This is a genomic window from Bifidobacterium sp. UTCIF-39 (assembly GCF_006408715.1).
GTDB lineage: Bacteria > Actinomycetota > Actinomycetes > Actinomycetales > Bifidobacteriaceae > Galliscardovia > Galliscardovia tissieri.
The window spans coordinates 204,847-224,730 of sequence record NZ_JEOG01000002.1 but is presented as its reverse complement, the minus strand read 5'-3'; the positions used below and the strand labels follow the sequence as shown (position 1 = coordinate 224,730).

Sequence of the window (19,884 nt, the reverse complement as noted above, 5' to 3'; positions counted from 1 at the left end):
ATGGCACTGTGGAACATCGACAAGATCCCGTACGTCGGACGCAAGGGCGGCGCCAAGGAGGGGCTTGGCTTCCGCTACTACGACGCCGACAAGATGGTTGCCGGCAAGAAGATGAAGGACTGGCTGCGTTTCGCGGTCGCCTACTGGCACACCTTCGATCAGCGTCTGGTCGACCCCTTCGGCGATGGCACTGCCGAGCGTCCGTATGACAGGTACACCGATCCGATGGATCTGGCGCTCGCCAAGGTGGACTACGCCTTCGAGTTTTACACCAAGCTCGGCGTGGAGTACTTCTGCTTCCACGATCGCGACATCGCCCCCGAAGGCGACACGCTGCGCGAGACCAACGCCAACCTCGACAAGGTCGTCGACAAGATCGAGCAAAACATGAGGTCCACCGGCGTCAAGCTGCTGTGGAACACCCAGAACCTGTTCACCAACCCGCGCTTCGTCTCCGGTGCCGCCACCTCGCCGTTCGCCGACATCTTCGCCTACTCCGGTGCACAGGTCAAGAAGAGCCTGGAGATCGCCAAGCGCCTCGGTGCCGAGAACTACGTGTTCTGGGGCGGCCGCGAAGGCTACGAGAACCTGTGGAACACGCAGATGCATCGCGAACAGGCCCACATGGCGCAGCTCTTCCACCTCGCCGCCGACTACGCCAAGGAGATCGGCTTCGATGGCCAGTTCCTCATCGAGCCGAAGCCGAAGGAGCCGACGAGCCACCAGTACGACTTCGACGCCGCCGCCGCGCTCGCGTTCCTCAAGACCTTCGATCTGGACGACGTGTTCAAGCTGAACCTCGAAGGCAACCACGCCAATCTGGCAGGCCACTCCTACCAGCACGAAGTGCGATTCGCCCGCGAGAACGGCATTCTGGGCTCGCTGGACGCCAACCAGGGTGACAAGCTCATCGGCTGGGACATGGATGAGTTCCCGTCGGACCTCTACGATTGCGTCGCCGTGATGTGGGAAGTGCTTGCCAACGGCTCCATCGGCCCCCACGGTGGCCTGAACTTCGACGCCAAGCCGCGTCGTACGTCCTTCGCCCCGGATGACCTGTTCCGCGTCCACATCGTCGGCATGGACTCCTACGCCGCCGGTCTGCTGGTCGCCGCCAAGATGCACGAAGACCACTACATTGAGGACCTGCAGGCCGACCGCTACAGCTCCTACGAGTCCGGTATCGGTGCCGACATCGAATCCGGCAAGGTGACGCTGGCCTCCCTCGAGGAGTACAGCCTCGACAAGACCCAGGCCGAACTGCGCGCCGCCACCAAGTCCGACCACCTCGAGCAGGTCAAGGCAACGATCAACAACTACATCATCGACGCGCTCGCCGAAGCGTGATGTCTGACCGTCTGAAAACCGTTGTCCCATAAGGGAAGCCCGGTATGCGTCCATTGTGGCACGTACCGGGCTTTTCATGTTTTGGGCACATGTTTGGTGATATGGGAATGCCCGGAACCGGCCCTCCATTGAAGGAGACGTTTCCGGGCATTGTGCGATCGGGCAGGATCCTAGTCGCGACGGCGTGCGTAGGATTCGTAGACCTGCGGGGTCGGATCGGCGGATTCGATGCCTTCGATCGTTGTCTTCCATGCCGGTGGCTCGGTCGTCGCCTCCGAATTCGTGCCGGCACAGGACAGTACCCAGGCCGCCTGGCGGGCTGCGCCGATGGCGACGTATTCGTCAGTGGCGGGCAGCGTCACGTCCATGCCGAACACGGCCGGGGCAAGTGTGCGTACGGCAGGTGATTTCGCGCCTCCTCCGATGAGGAGGATGCGGTCGATGCGGGCGCCGAGCGCGCGCACCAGCTCGATGCAGTCGCGCTGCGAGCACAGCAGTCCCTCCACGAACGCCCTCGCCAGATTCTCGCGCGTGGTATTCGCCAACGTCAGGCCTTCAAGGCGCGCTGTGTCGCCGGGGCGGTTTGGTGTGCGCTCGCCGTCGAAGTAGGGGATCAGCGTGATGCCGCCGGCACCGGGCTTGGATTCGAACGCCAACGTGGCAAGTTCGTCGTAGTCCAGGCCGAGGGCATGACGTCCGGCGTCAAGAATACGCGATCCGTTGATCGTGCAGGCCAATGGCAGGAAGTGGCCGGTGCAGTCGGCGAATCCGCTGATCGCACCCGTAAGATCGTAGACCGGTCGTTCGGCGATCGCTGCGGCAACGCCGGACGTGCCGAGCGACACCGATACGTCGCCGACGCTCATCGACAGACCGAACGATGCCATGGCGTTGTCGCCGCCGCCAGGGCCGATCAGGCATCCGCCATCGACTTCACGGCCGGCGACCTGTGGGGAAGCCTTGACCGGTGCGGCTTCGGTCGGACCGAGCACTCGGGGCAGAATCACGTCATGGCGTCCAAGGGCCATGTCGAGCAGGTCGAGACGGTATTCGTTGGTCGCGGCGTCGAAATAGCTGGTGCCCGAAGCGTCGGAGCGGTCGGTGAACAGCGCGTCGAGATGGGCGTCTTCGCCATCGGCGACCGGTCCATAGCCGGCGATGCGCCAGCTCAGCCAGTCGTGCGGCAGACAGATCGCGGCGATGCGTGCGGCGTTCTCCGGTTCGTGTTCGGCGACCCATGCCACTTTGGTCAGCGTGTACGAGGCGACGGGGGAGGAGCCCACGGCCTTCACCCAGCGCTGTACGCCGCGTGCATGAATCGATTCGTCGTCGTTCCCTGCCGGTTCGCCATCCTGTGCGTCGGGTTCTCCGAGGCGATGGATCAGCGCTTCCGCCTGCGGTGCCGAACGGGTGTCGTTCCAGAGCAACGCGTCTCGGATCACCGTGCCGTGCTCGTCGAGCAGGACCATGCCATGCTGCTGCCCGCCGACGGCGATCGCGGATACGTCGTCGAGCCCACCGGCCTGTTCGGCGGCTTCGAGGAATGCGTGCCACCATGCCTCGGGGTCCACGCTGGTGCCGTCGGGGTGCTTCGCCGAGCCGAATCGTACAAGTTCGCCCGTTGCCGCGTCGGTGACGCGTACCTTGCATGATTGCGTGGATGTGTCGACTCCAGCTACCAGAATCCTTGTCGTCATAACCGCTCCTAAATCGTGTATGCCGTCCCCAATGCGTTGACATTGGATGTCGACCTCTAGTATACCAATTAATTAGACGAAAAAACTAAATAATGGGATGGGGCGATGCACAGTGCCGCGTGCGTGGAGGACAACATGACGAACATGTTGTAGGGTATGTGAAGTACGTTGTTCGATAGCATTCAATACCGCAGCATCCAGTGGTGCGCCGAACACATAGGCGGCGGAACGGTCCATGCCGCTATCCAGATACCGAGGAGCCGAAGAGGACAGCCATGCCACGATCGAGAAGCATCAATCAGGACGACCTGCGCAACCACAATCTGTCGGTGGTGCTCACCACGCTGCTGCAATCGGTCTCGCCGATGAGTCGTGCGCAACTGGCCAAGTCCACCGGGCTGACCAAGGCCACCATGTCGCTGCTATCCGACATCCTGCTCACCAACGAGGTGGTGGAGGAGCTGGACCCGCAGCAGAAAACGGGGAACGGCCGCCCCAGCACTCCGCTGGCGTTCCGTCCCGGATGCTGGGTGGGGATCGGCATGCAGATCAACACCGACGGCTACGGCTATACCGTCACTGATATCGCCGGCGAGACCGTGATGGAGGAGTGGATCGACAAATCGATGACCGGCACGACGCCCGATGACGCATTCGCTGCGCTCGACGAGCTGTTGCGTCCGGTGGAGGCCACCCTCAAACGCCGCAACTATCGGATCGTGGGTGCCGGGCTGGCGCTTCCCGGTCTGATCGCGGAACTGGAAGACGGTGATCAGCGGTTGCTTATGGCACCGAATCTCGGCTGGGAGAATCTGGACCTGCATCGTTTCGAGGTGATGCGCCGACTGGAGGCGGTATCCGACAATGAAGCGAATCTTGCCGCCATTGCGCAGATCCCCGGATATGCCTCATGCCGTCCGACGGCACAGGTCAAGGATGTGGCGGAGATGACGCATGCCGATCGTTCCTCGACCGAGTCCCGGCCCGACGAGACGCTGTCCCCGGAGGATTCGTTCCTGTACATCTCCACCGACGTCGGCGTGGGCGGGGCGTTCGTACGTGCGGGGTCGCTGGTCCGTGGCGACCACGGATTCGCCGGAGAGATCGGCCATGTGTCCGTGGATATGAACGGCCCCGAATGCCGGTGCGGGCGTCGTGGCTGTCTGGAGATGTACGCCGGTCGACGGGAACTGGTGCGTAACGCCGGCATAGCCGATGGCGACGAGGCCGTGCAGGGACGCTACGTGAAGGAGCTGCACGACCGGTGGCGTGCCGACGACGACCGTGCGGTGTACGCCATTGATCAGGCACTCAGCGCCATGGCGTCGGCCGCATCGTCGGCCATCAACATGCTGGATGTGGACACGATCGTGCTCGGTGGATTCTGGTCCGTGTTCGGCGACGATCTCGCCGCCCGCCTGCGTGAACGGGTCATGCCATGGGTGCTCGCCCGACATGCGTTCAATCTGCGGGTGCTGTCATGCTCCTCCCTGGAGCGCCCGGCCTTGCGAGGTGCGGCCGCCTTCGGCCTACGTCGGCTTATCGAACGGCCGATGGATTATTTGGATATCTGAATGGATATCCGATCACGTTGCCGTCGGTCGAGGGTTCGACCGACGGCAACGTGATCAGCGGAAATCGAAGATGTCCCAGTGCGAGGCGAGGAAATCGTTGATCGGACGCAGATGACCGACCACGTATCCCACCACGGCGGCGATCAGCACGATCCAGGATTCGGAATCCGAACCGACGAAATACATGCAGACCAACATGCCGATGAGCAGGGTCACCAGCGCCATCGAGAAGATCATCTGGGAGCGGTCCATCATGCGTACGTTGGTCGGCAGCGATGCGTACAGCACGCCGATCACGAACGTGAGTATGCCGAAGATGATGGTGAGAACGGACATGGGTTCCTTTCTTGGGGATGTCCCGGGAAATATGCGTGTCCGTCGTTCAATGAATGATCAGACGGACACGGAATTGAATATCGTGACTGGTGAGACCGTCGACTACTGCAGCGAGAACAGGGCCCGGCCGTCTCCGGCCTTCCACTGACGCACATAGCCCATGCGTTCCACCGTGGTGGCGGCCAGAGGGGACGGCAGATCGTTGACGTCGAACCAGCCGACGTTCAGACTTTCGTCATCGCCCACAAACGGATCGGTGTTGCCGTCATCGGCCAGTCTGCAGACGAACAGATGATCCATGTACATGGCCTGGTCCCCGTTGCCGTAGGCAATCATCTGCGTGGACGACTTGACGGATACCAGATCGGTGGGCACACAGTCCACGCCGGTCTCCTCCTTCACCTCGCGCACCACGGTGACGGCGGGCTCCTCGCCGGGCTCGTTGATGCCGTACACCATGGCCCACTCGCCGGTGTCGCTGCGACGACCGAGCAGTACGCGACCATCGGCATCCTCCACATAGGCCGATACGCCGATCAGCCACAGCGGGTCATGGCCGATTTTCTTGCGCAGTTCGAGAATGAACTTAGGCGTCGCCATGATCAGTGCTCCTTGCCGGTGGAATCAGTGGCCGCGGCGCGCTCGGCCATCCATGCCTCGACGTCGTCGGGCTGCTTCGGAATATCGTGGCTGATCCATTCGGGGCCGTTCTCCGTCATGAGCACGTCGTCCTCGATGCGGATGCCGATGCCACGGTACTCCGGCGGGACGAGCAGGTCGTTCTCCTTGAAGTACAGTCCCGGTTCGATGGTGAACGTGATTCCCGGCGTGATCGGACGCTCCTGATACGACTCGAACCGCGCCTGCGCGCAGTCATGCACGTCAAGGCCCAGATGATGCGCCACGCCGCAGGCAAGCCATCGACGATGCTGTTGGCCTTCGGGGGAGAGGGACTCCTCCACACTCACCGGCAGGATGCCGAACTCATGGAGCGACTCGGCGATCGACCGCATCACTGCGTCATGGATGTGCCGGTAGGTCACGCCCGGCACGGCTGCATCGAAACCGGCCTGCTGCGCCTTGAGCACGGCTTCGTACAGGCGACGCTGGAACGGCGTGAACCTGCCGTTGGTGGGGAAGGTGCGGGTGATGTCGGCGGTATACAGGCTGTTGACCTCCACGCCGGCGTCGATGAGTAGCAGGTCGCCGTTGGCGATGCTGCCGGTGTTGCGCATCCAGTGCAGTGTGGCCGCGTGGGCTCCGGATGCCACGATCGTCTCGTAGCCCTCGTCGTTGCCCTCCTCGCGCGCGTTGGCGTTGAACGCGCCCTCAAGGATGCGTTCGCTGCGCGGCTTGTCAAGCGCGCCGGGCAGCGCGGTGAGCATACGGTCGAATCCGCGCTTGGTGGCGGCCACGGCCTTGCGGATCTCACCCACCTCATACTCGTCCTTGACCATGCGGGCCTCGGCCGCGTACTCGTGCAGACGATCATCGGCGGCACGGTTGCGATCCGGATCGGACCAGCCGTTCTGCTCGCGGATGCGCTCCACCTCGGAGGTAAGCTGCGGATCGGCCTCGCGCACCACGCGCAGCTGCACGGCACCGTCCTCCGGACCGACGTCCTTGGACAGGGCGTCCTCGAGCTGCGAAATGTCACGCGTGGCCAGACCGGTCATCGTGGTGAACTCCTTGAGGCCCGGGCGGGCGCCCACCCAGTACTCGCCATAGCCGGAACGGTAGTAGTCTTCGGTTGTCTGATCGGCGCGTGGCTTGAGGAACAGCGTGGCGGTGTGCGTCCTGCCCTCCTTGGCCTCCTCGCCGTTCGGGTCCACCGGGTCGAGCACCAGCACGGCACCCGCCTCATAATCCTCGCCCAGACCCGTGTAATAGGCGAACGTGGTGTCCGGACGGAACGCGTAGTCACAGTCGTTGTTGCGCGTCTTGGGCTGGCCCGCCGGAATGATGATGCGGCTGCCCGGGAAACGCTTGCCCAGCGCCTCGAGACGCGCCGGAATATAGGAGCTGGATTCGAGCGAGGTGACACCGGGATCCACCGCACCCCAGCCTTCGGTCATGAACTGGCGGAACGACGCCGATCGGGGGGAGAGGGTTCGGTTGGTCACACGCTCGCCTACCGCCTGTGCGTTCAGCTCCTCCTCGTCCTGCTCGTATCGTTTCGCCGCCTGTGCGTTCCGCGCCTCGTCGCTTGCCGACATCACGCCGCTCCTTTCGATGAATGCCTATGCAGATCCTGCATTGCTACCGTTCATCTTAGAAGATGCCTCATGCGAATGCCGCCAAATATCATGGTGTTGCCGTTTGACGATGTACGCCCGTCGCGTATGTGTGATCGTGGTCACAGCGATTGCCTAGAATACATCGAGCATCGATGTGCGGCGATGGTTCGCGCATCGGATCATTCAGACGTGACACGCGGAAAGGGCATGAAGGCACAGGGTATGTCTTTCGAACATCCGAACACTGCAGGAACAAGCCTCAACGAGGTGTATCGTACGATCATGAAGCGGGCACCGGAGCACGATTTCGACCCCACACTCGATCGCATGGCGATGATGATGGACCTGCTGGGACACCCGGAGCAGTCGTTCCGCGTGGTGCACATCACCGGCACGAACGGCAAGGGATCCACGGCTCGCATGGTCGAATCGATCTGCCGCCATTATGGTCTGCGCACCGGCCTGTACACGTCGCCGCATGTGGAGTCGATCACCGAACGCATCTGCATCGACGGACAGCGTCTGTCCGACGATGAGTTCGTTGACATCTGGGATCAGATCAAGGATTTCGTGGACCTTGTCGACGCCAGATCTGTTGAACAGGGCGGACCGAAGATGAGCTTCTTCGAGGTGCTCACCGCCATGGCGATCTGGGCGTTCGCCGACGCCCCTGTGGACGTGGCCGTCGTCGAAGTCGGCATGGGCGGCCGATGGGACGCCACCAATGTGCTCGATGGGGACGCGTCGATCATCGGCCCAGTGGATATGGACCACATGCAGTGGCTGGGCGACACCGTCGAGCAGATCGCCGGAGAGAAGGCCGGCATCGTCAAGCCCAACTCCACCGTGATCGTCGGACCGCAAACCCACGAGACCGTACTGCCGATCATCGAGGACGCCGTACGCGAACAGGGCGCCCAGGGGCTGGTTCGCGACGGACAGGAGATGGAGGTCGTCTCCCGGCAGCCCGCCGTCGGAGGACAGGTGGCGACGTTGCGCACTCCCAACGGTGTATACGAACAGGTTCCGATCGCCATGTTCGGCGAGCACCAGGCGCACAACGCCCTGTCCGCGCTCGCCGCGGCCGAAGTGGTGATCCCCGTCAACGGCCCTCTGGACGGCGACGTGGTGGCCGAGGCGCTGGGAAGTGTAAAGGTGCCCGGCCGCATCGAAGTGGTTCGTACCTCACCCACGATCATCGTGGATGGCGGTCATAACATTCAGGCGGTCACCGCGCTGCGCGGGGCAATCGAGGAGAACTTCTCCTTCCAGCACCTCATCGGTGTGGTCTCCATGATGGCCGACAAGGAAGTGGAGTCCGTGCTCGGCATACTCGAACCGATGCTCGACACCATCGTCGTCACCCAGAACTCGTGGACGAGCCGTGTCATGCCCGCCGAGGACCTTGAGAAGATCGCCATCGACGTGTTCGGTCCCGATCGTGTCATCCGCAAGGACTTTCTGCCCGACGCCATTCAGGCTGCCGTCGATCTCGCCGATGAATCGGACGAGACCGGCATCGGCTACGGTCAGGGCGTTCTCGTCTGCGGCAGCTTCGTCACCGCCGGTGACGCCCGTCATCTGCTGAAGGAACAGCCGAACGCCGACCTCGCCAAACCGAAGTCGGAGCGCGCCTAGTGTATCTTAAGGAACTCACGCTCAAGGGCTTCAAATCCTTCGCATCCGCCACCACGCTGCGTTTCGAGCCCGGCATCACCGCGGTGGTGGGTCCCAACGGTTCCGGCAAGTCGAACATCGTCGACGCACTGACCTGGGTCATGGGAGAGCAGGGGGCGAAGAATCTACGCGGCACCTCCATGGAGGACGTCATCTTCGCCGGCACTTCCTCCCGTCCGGCACTCGGCCGTGCACAGGTGTCGCTCACCATCGACAACACCGATCGCGTGCTCGACATCGACTATACGGAAGTGACGATCTCCCGCACCATGTTCCGCGGCGGCGGCTCCGCATATGAGATCAACGGCACCCCGTGTCGTCTGCTCGACATCCAGGAGCTGCTCAGCGACACCGGGCTCGGCTCACACATGCACGTGATCGTCGGTCAGGGACGGCTCGACCGTATCCTGCACGCCGACCCCGCCGGGCATCGCGCATTCATCGAAGAGGCGGCAGGTATCCTCAAGCATCGCAAGCGCAAGGAGCGTGCGCTACGCAAACTCACCGCCACCGAGGCGAATCTGGCCCGACTCGACGATCTGCTGGGCGAGCTCAGACGCCAGATGGGACCACTCGGACGCCAGGCGCGCATCTCGCGCAAAGCCGATGCCATTCAGGTGTCCATACGCGACGCACAAAGCCGCATCATGGCCGACGACGCCACACAGCTGATCGCACGCAGAGCTGCCAATCGTGAGGAGCTCACTCGTGTTCGAGGCGAACTCGCCGACGAACAGCGCACACTGGCCGAGGTCAAGATCCGCATCGAGCAGATGGAGGCCGCCTCCCGAGCCTCCTCGCCGACCATCGCCAGCCTTACCACTGCATGGCATGAGATGAGCCAGATTCATGAACGACTGGAATCACTCGCCTCGCTGGCCGAGGAACGTCGCGGATCACTGCTCGGACAAATCACCGAGAACATGGGCGAGGACTCGGAACTGCTTGACCGTCGAGCCGACGAACTCACCACTCAGGCCAACGAGCAGCACACCAAGGCGGATGCCGAGCAGCAGGCCCTCACCCATGCGCAGGAGCATCGTGCCGATCTGGAACGGCAGCTTGCCTCACTGAGGCAGACCATGACGGAACTGCGCAACAGCACCCGCGAGAAGGAAGGACGTATCGCGCAGCTGCGCGAGCTCATCGCCCGTGAGGAAGCCCTGATGCAGTCCGCCGCAGCCCAGCGCAACGACATCGCCGGTCAACGGGATGCCATGACCGTTCAGCTGGACGCCGCGGTCACCGAACAGAACGAGCTTGAACGCCAGACGCCCGAGAGCGACGAACCCGACGACACCGCGCTCACCATGGCCCGTACCGTACTCGGCCAGGCCCAGTCGAGGGTTCGGGAACTTGAGGACCGGCATCGCACGGTGGAGACCCGCATCGTGTCGCTCAAGGCCAAGGCCGATGCGCTCGCCGATACGCTCGACGGACGTAATGCAGCCGGTGCTCTGGAGCAGGACCCGCAGACGGGTGCGCTGGGACGCCTCACCGACTTCATTCAGGTGGAAGACAGCTGGGAGGAGGCCGTGTCCCATGCGCTCGACGTATTCGCCGGCGCGATCGTGGTGGCCGATGAGACGAATATGGAGCATGCGCTGACCCGTGCAAAGTCGGACAGACTGGGCAGGGCCGTCCTACTGAGAACACTCGATGGTGATGCCGAGGATAGTGATGGCGATAATGATGGCGTTGGCGTCGATGACATCGTCGACACCATTACCAGTGCCGCTGATCTCATTCACGCCAATCCGAATGCGGATGCCGACACCGCCCGTGGCACGGTCCGTGCCGTACGACGACTCCTCGTCGACGTGGCGGCCGTTCGCTCACATGACGAGGCAATGCACGCCGTACGACACGGCTGGCGTGCGGCGGTCACCATGGACGGGGAGCTGTTCCGTGACGATGTGGCGGCGGCGGGCGGCACGGTGCCTGCCCAGAGCGAACTGAGTCTGGCGGCCCGTCGCAATCGCGCCCTGACCGAGGCGGACGGACTGTCCGACGAGCTTGCCTCACTGGACACTGATCTGGCGAAGGCCCGTGAGCAGGAACGGCAGGCGTCCGAACGTGTGCAGGCCGAACAGAATCGTCTCGCCGAACGTCGTCTGCAGATCCAGCAGTCCCGTCAGCGATTGCAGACGGCGGTGGAACGAACGTCTGGACTACGTTCCCGACTGACGGCGTTGGACGACAAGGCCGCCGCCATCGACGAGCGGCAGCGGTCGCATGCACTGAGGCTCGATGATCTCAACCGTGCACTGGCTTCCATGGACTCCCCTCAGGACGCACACTCGGATATCGATGAACTGAGCGTACGCGAACATGAACTGGAACAGGCACTGACCGTCGCCCGTAACGACGAGCTTGCCGCCACCATGGCCTGGAACGAGACGTCGCGTCAGGTCCAGTCCCTTGTTCGTCAGGCGGATCTGTTGCGGGACAATGCCCGTCAGGCCGAGCAGCGTCGCGCCAGACTCGAGGCCCTCAACGACAAACGCCGGTCGCAGGCCGCTCAGGCGGCGCATGTCGCCGATCGTGCCAAGGCCGTGGCCGCGGATCTGGCCCTGCGTATCGCACGGGTGGAGGAGCGCCGTGTGGCCGAGCAACGGACCGCGGCACGAAACGACGACGAGCTCGCCGAGCTTCGTGAGCGTCGCGGACGGCTGGAACCCCGCGTGGCGGAACTGCGCAGTCGGGAGCACGGTCTTGATATGAACCGCGAGCGCATGGCGTCCGACTACGAGCAGCTGGAATCCCGCATCAGCGAGAGCCTGGGCATGACACTCGAGGAAGCGGTGCGCGACTATGGTCCCGACAAACCGGTACCGGTATTGGACGAGACCGGCAACCCGGACGGCGAGACCGACTACGTCCGTGACGAGCAGGTGCAACGACTGGAACAGGCCAAACGTGATCTCATCAAACTCGGCAAGGTGAATCCTCTCGCCACCGAGGAATACGATGCGCTCAAGGCACGCAACCAGTACCTCAACGATCAGCGCAGCGACGTATCCCGCTCCCGTGACGATCTGATGTCCCTGATCCAACAGCTGGACACCACCATGGTCGACGTGTTCCGCAAGGCGTTCGACGACACCGCCGAGGCGTTCACCAGCATGTTCGGGGTACTGTTCCCCGGCGGTCATGGCACGCTGAAGCTGGACAATCCGAACGACCCGCTGAATTCAGGAGTGATCGTGCAGGCTCGTCCGGCGGGCAAGCGTGTCCGTCAGCTGAGTCTGCTGTCCGGCGGCGAGCGCTCGCTGACCGCGTTGGCGTTCCTCTTCGCGATCTTCACCGCGCGTCCCAGTCCGTTCTATGTGATGGACGAGGTGGAGGCGGCGCTTGACGATGTGAATTTGACGCGTCTGCTTGAGGCGTTCGAGAAGCTGCGTGAGCATGCCCAGCTGATCGTCATCACGCATCAGCAGCGCACGATGGGCATTGCCGATGCGTTGTATGGCGTGACGATGCGCGCCGATGGCGTCACCGCCGTGGTGAGCCAGAAGCTTGATCAGCACCTCGATCAGTAGGGGAAGCGCGCAGTAAGGGAAGCGCGAAAACAACACAATGGGTAGGACGCTCGAACGTAATCGTCCTACCCATTGTGTTTCGTGAGTGTCGTGAGCGCCGCGTGTGAGTGCCGATCGCGGCCCTTATCCGTTCCTATCTGCGCAGCTTCTTGGCACGGGCGACCGTGTCATCCACCAGAATGGCCTGTGCGTCGATGATCGGCTTGTCAGGCATCGGGAACGCCTCGTTGAGCACGGACAGCTCGGTGCACCCGAGAATCACCGTATCGCACTGGTAATAGTCGAGCATGGTGGTGATGGCGGCCTCGTAGCGTTCCCGATTGAGATCTCCGGTGCCCTTCACATCGTGGTAGATCAAATAATCCACGCGGTGCTGCAGACTGTCATCCGGTTCCACGAATTCGTATCCGGCCTCTTCGACGGCCTTACGGTAAACACCAGAGGCACGGGAGCCTTCCGTCCCCATGAACCCCACACGCCGGTATTCGCCGGCCGGATACAGGCGGCTCATGCGCTTCACCGCGCCACGCGGCATGTGCATGATCGGCACATCGGTGAGCGCCTGGAACCGATCGAAGAAGTAGTGGGCGGTATTGCAGGTGAGTACGATGAAACTCGCCCCCATGGCGGTCGCCTTCTCGATGTCATCCGCGATCACGGGGAAGGGATCCTCGTCGCTGCGGCCGAGAATGAAGTCGGTGCGGTCCGGCACGCTGGCGTCGTTGAATACCACGTAGTCGAGGAATTCCTGATCGCGGTGTGCGTGCGTGGCCTGATTGACCAGACGGACGTAGCTTTCGGTAGCCAGGGATCCCATGCCGCCCAGAACAGCGAAAAACGGTCGTTTCATGTATGCTCCACTTGCCTTTGTCTGCTTCCTGCGGCATCGGGACGATTCGAGATGTTGCAGTCGCGCGTTGATTCGAATTTGCCTGAGAAGCAATGATAGCAGTGGCATGATCACGAGCCGGCAACCTTCCGGTCACCGGCTGGATCCCGTTACGAAACGATCACGCGGCATGCGGGCCGCTGCGCTGCCACGTCACTGCTTGACCGTGAAGTACTTGGCGTAGCTCTTCTTGTAGATGGAGAACATGTGACGGATCATGAGCCAGCGCAGCGGATTCATGTCCTTGGAGTATTCGAGCGTGGTGCCCCAGTCGCCGGACTTGAGCATGGCCTCGCCACGACGCTTGTCATCGCCTTCGGCCACGTAGCCGGTGAAGATGGAGCGCGGGATCTCCAGCCACAGCTTGGAGCCGCGGCCGAACACAGTATCGCCGTCGAATGGCGTATCCTCGACCAGATCATCCACGAAGTACTTGGCCAGATTGAACCCGTTGAGCGTCACGAAGTAGCTGGATCGGCCCTGGCGCAGATTGATCTCGAACAGCTTGTACTTGCCGTCGCGCTCGTCGTACTTCATGTCGAAGTTGGCCACGCCCTCGTACTTGATGTCCTCGAGGAACGCCTTGATGGTGCGGAACACCTCCTCGTTGTAGTCGGGGATGATGGCCGCGTAGTTGCCCGCCGCGACGGGGGAGGGGTCCTCGAGCAGCGGATGGCCGAGGAACATCATGCGCACGCGGTGATGCCTGTCCACGTAGGCGTTGAGCACGCGCATGCGGCTGTCGTCACCGGGGATGAAGTCCTGGATCACCATTTCGGACGTATAGCCGGCATCGTAGGCCCGCGTGATGATCGTCTCCAACTCGGCGGGGTCCTTGAAGATGTAGGCCTTGCGACGGCCCTCGAAGTCGATGCCCAGCCATTCCACGCTGTTCGCCGGCTTCATGGCCACCGGGTAGTCGAACGGCAGGTTGCGGTATTCCCCGGCGCGCACCTCGTCGGCGGTCAGGGAACGGGTCTTCGGATGCGGCAGATCGTACTGCTCGCAGATCTCGTAGAACGTGCTCTTGTAGGCGAGACGTCGGGACAGGCGGATATCGAGCGTGTTGTAGACGAAGTACTTGCGCAGATCGTCGCCGCACTGACTGAGCAGGTTCGCATACACGTCGCCGCAGGGGATGAGCAGCAGCGTACGGTCCGGATCCTCGGCCTTCATGCGCTTGCCCAGATCAAGCATGAAATCGCGGAACTTCACGAAATTGTTGAAGTCATCCACAATGTGCACGTTGACGATCCTGCTGAATTTGGTCGGGCTCAGCTGGAAGTATGCGTACGCATCGGATACGATGCCGTACTCCTCGTGGAATGCACGGGCCATGCCGTACACGTTGATGTCGCTGCCCAGCAGAATCGGCTGGAATTTCTTCGCCATGGTGGTTGTTCTCTCCTTAGTTCAGTCCGAGCTCGCGGCGCACGATCGTGGCGTCGCCGGGCCAGTAGACGGTCTTGCCATCGATGATGTTGCGGGTCTCATGCCCCTTGCCGATCACCAGCACGATGTTGAATCGGTCCGCGTGCTCGCGTGCTTCGCGGATCGCGGTGACGATCGCCTGTTCCCGATCCACGATGATCTGCACTTCCGCCGATTCATCGCTGACGAACGAGGCCATCTCCTCGCAGATCTTGCGCGGATCCTCGAAGTTCGGATCGTCCAGCGTGAAGACGAACGATTCCGCACGGCCGAGCGCGCCCTTGACGATGCCCTCACGCCGGTCGATCGCCTTGCCGCCAGTCGTGCCAGCCACCAGTGTGATGCGCGGATGGCGCTCGCCGTACACGCGCAGCATCTCGTCGACCAGTGCCTTGGTGGACATGTAGTTGTGCGCGAAGTCCACGTACACGTGCAGTCCGTCGTTCCCCACGAACCGTTCCATGCGGCCGGGGACCTGCACGCGTTCGATCGCGTGCATCGCGGGATCGTCGAACGGCACGCCGGCGCGGTGTGCGATCGCCACGGCCGCCGCGGCGTTGAGGAAGTTGAATTCGCCGAGCATGTCCAGTTCGAACGACTGCGTATCGTCGTGGAAGGTGATGTCGAATCCGGTCTTGCGGCTCGGATCGGGCGTCATGATCATGTCGACGCGGGTCTGCGATTCATGGCCGCCGTCCGCGGCGTCGATGCCGAACGTCGTCGTCGGCGCGTCGTGCTGTTCGGCCGCCTGCAGCAGCAGACCGAGATGGTCGCTGTCCGCGCCGATCACCATGGCGCGGCTGTTGGCGATGATCTGGCGTTTGCAGTGGAAGTAGTCCTCGAAGGTGGGGTGTTCGATGGGGCTGATGTGGTCGGGGCTGATGTTGAGGAAGGCGCCGACGTCGAAGGTCAGTCCGTGCACGCGGTGGACCTTGTAGGCCTGGGAGCTGACCTCCATGACGAGGTATTTCATGCCGTTGTCGACGGCCGTGCGCATCATGCGGAACGCATCCAACGACTCCGGAGTGGTCAGATGTGACGGTTCCCAGGTTTTCCCGTCCAGACAGACGGCGATCGAGCTCGTCATCGCCGCATGGCCGTTGGAGAATGCGTTGAGAATCGCGTGGGTGAAGTAGTCGGTGGTGGTCTTGCCCTTGGTGCCGGTGATGCCCACCACGGTGAGAGAGTCCTGCGGGCGTCCGAAGAACTCGGCCGACAGCAGACTCATCGCCTTGTGCACGTCGTCCACGATCAGTCCGGGAGCGGCGGCGCGATCCTCATGGTCGGTTTCCGCCACATAGCAGGCGAGACCCTGATCGTCGATGCCGTCGAGGAATCTTGGGTCGAATCGTCCCTTGACGAACAACAGGCTTCCCGGCTTCACTTCGCGGGTGTCGTAGGTGATGGTGGTGAACGGCGTCTCGCTGTTCGGTAGATCGTGTGCGTCAAGCGTCCAGACCTCGCCAGCGATGATCTCGCGGAGCAGTCCATGCTGGGCGAGCAGCTGCGCTGCCGAAGCCAGGCACAGTCCGGAACGATTCGATTCCATGGGCATACGGTCCTCTTCTCTCAAATATCCGTCGTGCACGCCACGACTTCATCGGCATGCACGACGGATATTCTACAGCGGCCGTGTAGTGCGGGTCACTCCTGTGTGCCGAACAGGCGGGCGATCAGACGGTCGTCGCCCTCATAGGCCACATGGCGGTTGTGATCCTTGATCCAGCGTTCGTCGCCCTTGCCAATGAGCAGCAGCACGTTGAGGCGTCCGTCGCGTTCCCGTGCGCGGTCCACGGCCCAGATCACGGCTTCGGTGCGGTCCACGATGATCGTCGACTCCACGTTCGGTGCCGTCACGTATCCCTGCATCTGCCTACAGATGTCGAGATACGGTTCGGTATCGCTGTCCTCGGTGGTGAACACGAACTGGTCGATGCGTGACTGCGCGGCGTTGACGATGCCGTCGCGGCGGTCGTAGGCCTTGTTGCCGGCCGAGCCGGTGACCAGCGTGATATGCGGGTTATCCGCGCCGAAGCGTTTGTCCACGAAGTCGAGCAGTGCGTTCACACTGGCGTAGTTATGCGCGTAGTCCACGATCGCCACCGTGTTGCTGCGGGAATCATGGAACTGTTCCATACGGCCCGCGATGCGTACGGTGTCCATGGCGTTCAACGACGGATTGCCGTCGGGGACACCGATCACATGGGCGATCGCCAGGGCCGCGGCCGCGTTCGCATAGTTGAAGTCGCCGTCGATGGCCAGATTGTGGGATTCCATCACCTGCTCGCGCGGTGCCGTCTCGGTCACGGCGATGCCGGCACGTGCGGCGTCCTGACGGATCAGATCGGAATGCGCGCATCCCTCGCCGAGAACAAGCGTGCGGCTGTTGGCGATGATCTGGCGTTTGCAGTGGAAGTAGTCCTCGAAGGTGGGGTGTTCGATGGGGCTGATGTGGTCGGGGCTGATGTTGAGGAAGGCGCCGACGTCGAAGGTCAGTCCGTGCACGCGGTGGACCTTGTAGGCCTGGGAGCTGACCTCCATGACGAGGTATTTCATGCCGTTGTCGACGGCCGTGCGCATCATGCGGAACGCATCCAACGACTCCGGAGTGGTCAGATCGGATTCCTCGTAGTGTTCGCCATCGAGGCAGTTGTCCACCGACGAGAACAGGGCGGCCTTGCCTCCCGACCAGGCGTTGAGTACGGCCTTCGTGAAGTAGGCGGTGGTGGTCTTGCCCTTGGTGCCGGTGATGCCCACCACGGTGAGGGAGTCCTGCGGGCGTCCGAAGAACTCGGCCGATAGCAGACTCATCGCCTTGCGGGAATCGTCCACGATCAGTCCGACGGCATTGGTGTGCTCCGAATAGTCGGTTTCCGCCACGTAGCAGGCAAGACCGGCCTTGCTGGCGGCGACCATGTATTCGGGCTTGAACCGGCCCTTGCAGAACAGCAGCGTGCCGTGGTCGACGGTTCGAGAATCGTAGGTGACCGACGTGAATTCGATGTCACCGAAATCCTGGGGGTTGAGTGACCAGTGATCGTTGCGAATGATTTCCCGGAGTAGCCCCTGCTGTTCGAGCAGACGGGCGGCGGATGCGAGTGAGAGCGTCATGGTTTCCATTGTTCCTGACTGGACGTTGCGGATGATGATACCTCCATCCGGCGGATGACGCGGAACATGCCCGTGCCGCCGGAACCGGTGACAGTGTATCTCCGCATGCGTTCAAGAACGCTGGGAACAATATGATGATTCCGTGATGATCCGAGTTTCTGCGATCATCACGCGGTTCCTAGGCGAACCAGGAGTCGGTGCTGGGGGCCCGTCCTTTGGACGTGAGCCATTGGTTGAACGAATCCTGCCAGCGGCGGTAGGCGTCTCGCTGCCAGTCCATGAGCTCGCCAAGGGTGATCCTGCCGGTCTGTGGATAGAGCCGGGTGATCGGTGCGATCAGATCGACCGCGGCGATGGTGTCGGCGGTGGCGTCGTGGAAGTCGCCATGCGGCTCCACTCCGTAGTAGAACGTGGTGTCGGTCAGTGTGCGCCTGCCTTTGCGATGGGAGATCTCGCGGTCGATCACCAGCGGGTCCACCACGGTCAGTTCGCCGTGCAGACGGTCGTTCAGCGGGGTCAGTCCCCAACGGGCCAGATCGCCTTCAAGCATATGCACATCGAATGGCGCGTTGTAGGCGAGCAGGGGGATGCCGTGGTTCTGCGCCGTGGCGATGACATTCGCGATCTGCTCCAGCAGTTCGGTTGGCTCACCGCCGTGCTCCTGCAGGAAGGCGTCGGTGAAGCCGTTCACCCGACTTGCCGCGGGTGCGATCGGCTGATGAGGATTGATCAGCCATTCGCCGACCACATCCGCCTCGTATCCTCTGGCGGGATCCCGTAGCACCAGCGTCGCCGAGCAGATGGCATCCCTGCCGGGGGCGATGCCTGTGGTCTCGGTGTCGAATCCGAGCAGCCAGGAATCGGCCAGCGTCTGATCAGCGGTCTGATGTGGCGCGGTGTCAAGCGCCGTAAGCAATTCGGTCATGTCTTGTATTGTCGGCGTGATTGACGACAACGGATGAGCTCAACGGTTTGGATGGTCGACCGTGGCACAATGGAATGGTGGTTGACAACAAGATTCCCGAGGCGACCGACGGGGGCCGGCGTGCCGAATTCGAAGCGCTGGCCATGCCGGCGGTGGATGGCCTGTATCGTCAGGCGATGAAGCTGACCAATAATCCCGAGGACGCACAGGATCTGGTTCAGGACACCTTCGAACGTGGGTTCAAGAACTTCGACTCGTTCAAGGCCGGCACCAACTTCGCGGCATGGATGACCACCATCGAGCGCAACCTGTACTTCAACCAGTACCAGAAGGCGAAGCGTCGTCCGCAGCGCGCCAATGATTCGACGGGGGAGTACGACGACTGGGATATCTACTCCGCGTCCGAGCATAGCGGCGAAGGGCTGAAGTCCGCCGAACAGACCTACTGGGATGCGTTCGCGCCAGAGGAGATCATGGCCGCGCTGAACAAACTCAGTCCGGAACGCCGGCAGGTGTTCATCGATGCGGCCATCGACGGCAAGTCGTACCAGCAAGTCGCCGATGAGCAGGGCGTGAAGATCGGCACGGTGATGAGCCGTCTTAACCGCGCCCGCACTCAGCTGAGGCGCGAATTGGAAAGTTACGCCCGCGAACGCGGATACGGCAAGACGGGCAGGGCGAAATCCGCGCGGAAGACGGTTTCACCAATTGCGAACTCCGAAGACCGCGATTCAGGCGATAATGGAGAACAACGGCCGCATGACGATCGGCGGACGACCGTCAATGGCCGCGCAGTGGGAAAGGAGCGCTCATGAACGGTCATATCGAACGCCATACCAGCGTCAGCGTCACGAGTGATCCGGCCGGTGTTCGGCATACGACGATCACGCAGACGGTGATCGGTACTGCATCGGCATCCCCATCCGACGGCGGGAATGACGCGAGCGTCGACAATCCGGGCGAGTGTTTCGATATCAATACTTGCTGTGACGATCGTGAGAAGGCCATGATCGAAATGCTGCGGGCCTACCTGCGTCCGGATGGCGCGCCCGACTGCCTGATCGAGCGCCTGCGTCAATGTCTGCGCGATGAGGGCCGGTAGAAGCGGATGGCGATCG

General features: G+C 62.4%; 15 protein-coding genes. 6 read left to right on the top strand and 9 right to left on the bottom strand.

Annotation, left to right across the window (positions count from 1 at the left end; genetic code table 11):
- Entirely contained in the window at nucleotides 1–1,347 is a 1,347-nt protein-coding gene (xylA, locus tag EP30_RS01910; RefSeq protein ID WP_140555635.1) for a xylose isomerase, read from the top strand.
- Nucleotides 1,348–1,517: 170 nt separating this feature from the next.
- On the opposite strand, the gene EP30_RS01905 is transcribed toward xylA, so the two are convergent.
- Nucleotides 1,518–3,044, bottom strand: coding sequence for a xylulokinase (locus tag EP30_RS01905; protein WP_140555632.1), 1,527 nt, complete (start codon nucleotides 3,042–3,044; stop codon nucleotides 1,518–1,520).
- Nucleotides 3,045–3,319: 275 nt separating this feature from the next.
- On the opposite strand from EP30_RS01905, the gene EP30_RS01900 reads away from it, so the two are divergent.
- The gene (locus tag EP30_RS01900) at nucleotides 3,320–4,618 is read left to right on the top strand and encodes an ROK family protein (protein ID WP_140555630.1); all 1,299 of its coding nucleotides are present in this window, start codon (nucleotides 3,320–3,322) and stop codon (nucleotides 4,616–4,618) included.
- Nucleotides 4,619–4,672: 54 nt separating this feature from the next.
- Here the strand turns inward: EP30_RS01900 and EP30_RS01895 are convergent, their stop codons facing one another.
- From EP30_RS01895 to EP30_RS01885, 3 genes are all read right to left on the bottom strand, one after another.
- Entirely contained in the window at nucleotides 4,673–4,954 is a 282-nt protein-coding gene (locus EP30_RS01895) for a hypothetical protein (protein WP_094662545.1), read from the bottom strand.
- A gap of 102 nt (nucleotides 4,955–5,056) precedes the next feature.
- Nucleotides 5,057–5,554 carry an NUDIX domain-containing protein gene (locus EP30_RS01890; RefSeq protein ID WP_140555627.1) on the bottom strand — a complete coding sequence of 166 codons (498 nt, stop codon included), beginning with the start codon at nucleotides 5,552–5,554 and terminating at the stop codon, nucleotides 5,057–5,059.
- Between the two features lie 2 nt (nucleotides 5,555–5,556).
- Nucleotides 5,557–7,170 (bottom strand): aminopeptidase P family protein, encoded by a 1,614-nt coding sequence (locus EP30_RS01885; RefSeq protein WP_094662541.1) that lies wholly within the window; start codon nucleotides 7,168–7,170, stop codon nucleotides 5,557–5,559.
- Nucleotides 7,171–7,413: 243 nt separating this feature from the next.
- Here EP30_RS01885 and EP30_RS01880 point away from each other — a divergent pair, with 243 nt between their 5' ends.
- Together EP30_RS01880 and smc are read left to right on the top strand one after the other, a co-directional pair.
- Complete coding sequence (locus EP30_RS01880; protein WP_094663058.1) at nucleotides 7,414–8,829, top strand: folylpolyglutamate synthase/dihydrofolate synthase family protein; 1,416 nt, start codon at nucleotides 7,414–7,416, stop codon at nucleotides 8,827–8,829.
- Complete coding sequence (gene smc, locus EP30_RS01875) at nucleotides 8,829–12,410, top strand: chromosome segregation protein SMC (protein ID WP_140555624.1); 3,582 nt, start codon at nucleotides 8,829–8,831, stop codon at nucleotides 12,408–12,410. Before EP30_RS01880 ends, smc begins: the two co-directional genes overlap by 1 nt.
- 133 nt (nucleotides 12,411–12,543) lie before the next feature.
- Here smc and EP30_RS01870 read toward each other — a convergent pair whose 3' ends face one another.
- From EP30_RS01870 to EP30_RS01850, 5 genes are all read right to left on the bottom strand, one after another.
- A complete protein-coding gene (locus EP30_RS01870) occupies nucleotides 12,544–13,260 on the bottom strand; it encodes an aspartate/glutamate racemase family protein (RefSeq protein ID WP_140555622.1) in 717 nt (238 codons plus the stop codon).
- A 192-nt stretch (nucleotides 13,261–13,452) separates the two neighbouring features.
- On the bottom strand, nucleotides 13,453–14,691 hold the full coding sequence (locus tag EP30_RS01865; protein WP_140555619.1) for a carboxylate--amine ligase: 1,239 nt from the start codon (nucleotides 14,689–14,691) through the stop codon (nucleotides 13,453–13,455).
- 16 nt (nucleotides 14,692–14,707) lie between these two features.
- Complete coding sequence (murE, locus tag EP30_RS01860) at nucleotides 14,708–16,279, bottom strand: UDP-N-acetylmuramyl-tripeptide synthetase (RefSeq protein ID WP_140555616.1); 1,572 nt, start codon at nucleotides 16,277–16,279, stop codon at nucleotides 14,708–14,710.
- A 95-nt stretch (nucleotides 16,280–16,374) separates the two neighbouring features.
- Complete coding sequence (locus EP30_RS01855; protein WP_140555614.1) at nucleotides 16,375–17,841, bottom strand: UDP-N-acetylmuramoyl-L-alanyl-D-glutamate--2,6-diaminopimelate ligase; 1,467 nt, start codon at nucleotides 17,839–17,841, stop codon at nucleotides 16,375–16,377.
- A 178-nt stretch (nucleotides 17,842–18,019) separates the two neighbouring features.
- The gene (locus EP30_RS01850; protein WP_140555611.1) at nucleotides 18,020–18,766 is read right to left on the bottom strand and encodes an exonuclease domain-containing protein; all 747 of its coding nucleotides are present in this window, start codon (nucleotides 18,764–18,766) and stop codon (nucleotides 18,020–18,022) included.
- A gap of 143 nt (nucleotides 18,767–18,909) precedes the next feature.
- Between EP30_RS01850 and EP30_RS01845 the strand changes: the two genes are divergently transcribed.
- Nucleotides 18,910–19,581 carry a sigma-70 family RNA polymerase sigma factor gene (locus tag EP30_RS01845; protein WP_258185313.1) on the top strand — a complete coding sequence of 224 codons (672 nt, stop codon included), beginning with the start codon at nucleotides 18,910–18,912 and terminating at the stop codon, nucleotides 19,579–19,581.
- A complete protein-coding gene (locus EP30_RS01840) occupies nucleotides 19,578–19,868 on the top strand; it encodes a hypothetical protein (RefSeq protein ID WP_140555607.1) in 291 nt (96 codons plus the stop codon). Before EP30_RS01845 ends, EP30_RS01840 begins: the two co-directional genes overlap by 4 nt.
- The last annotated feature ends 16 nt before the right edge of the window (nucleotides 19,869–19,884 follow it).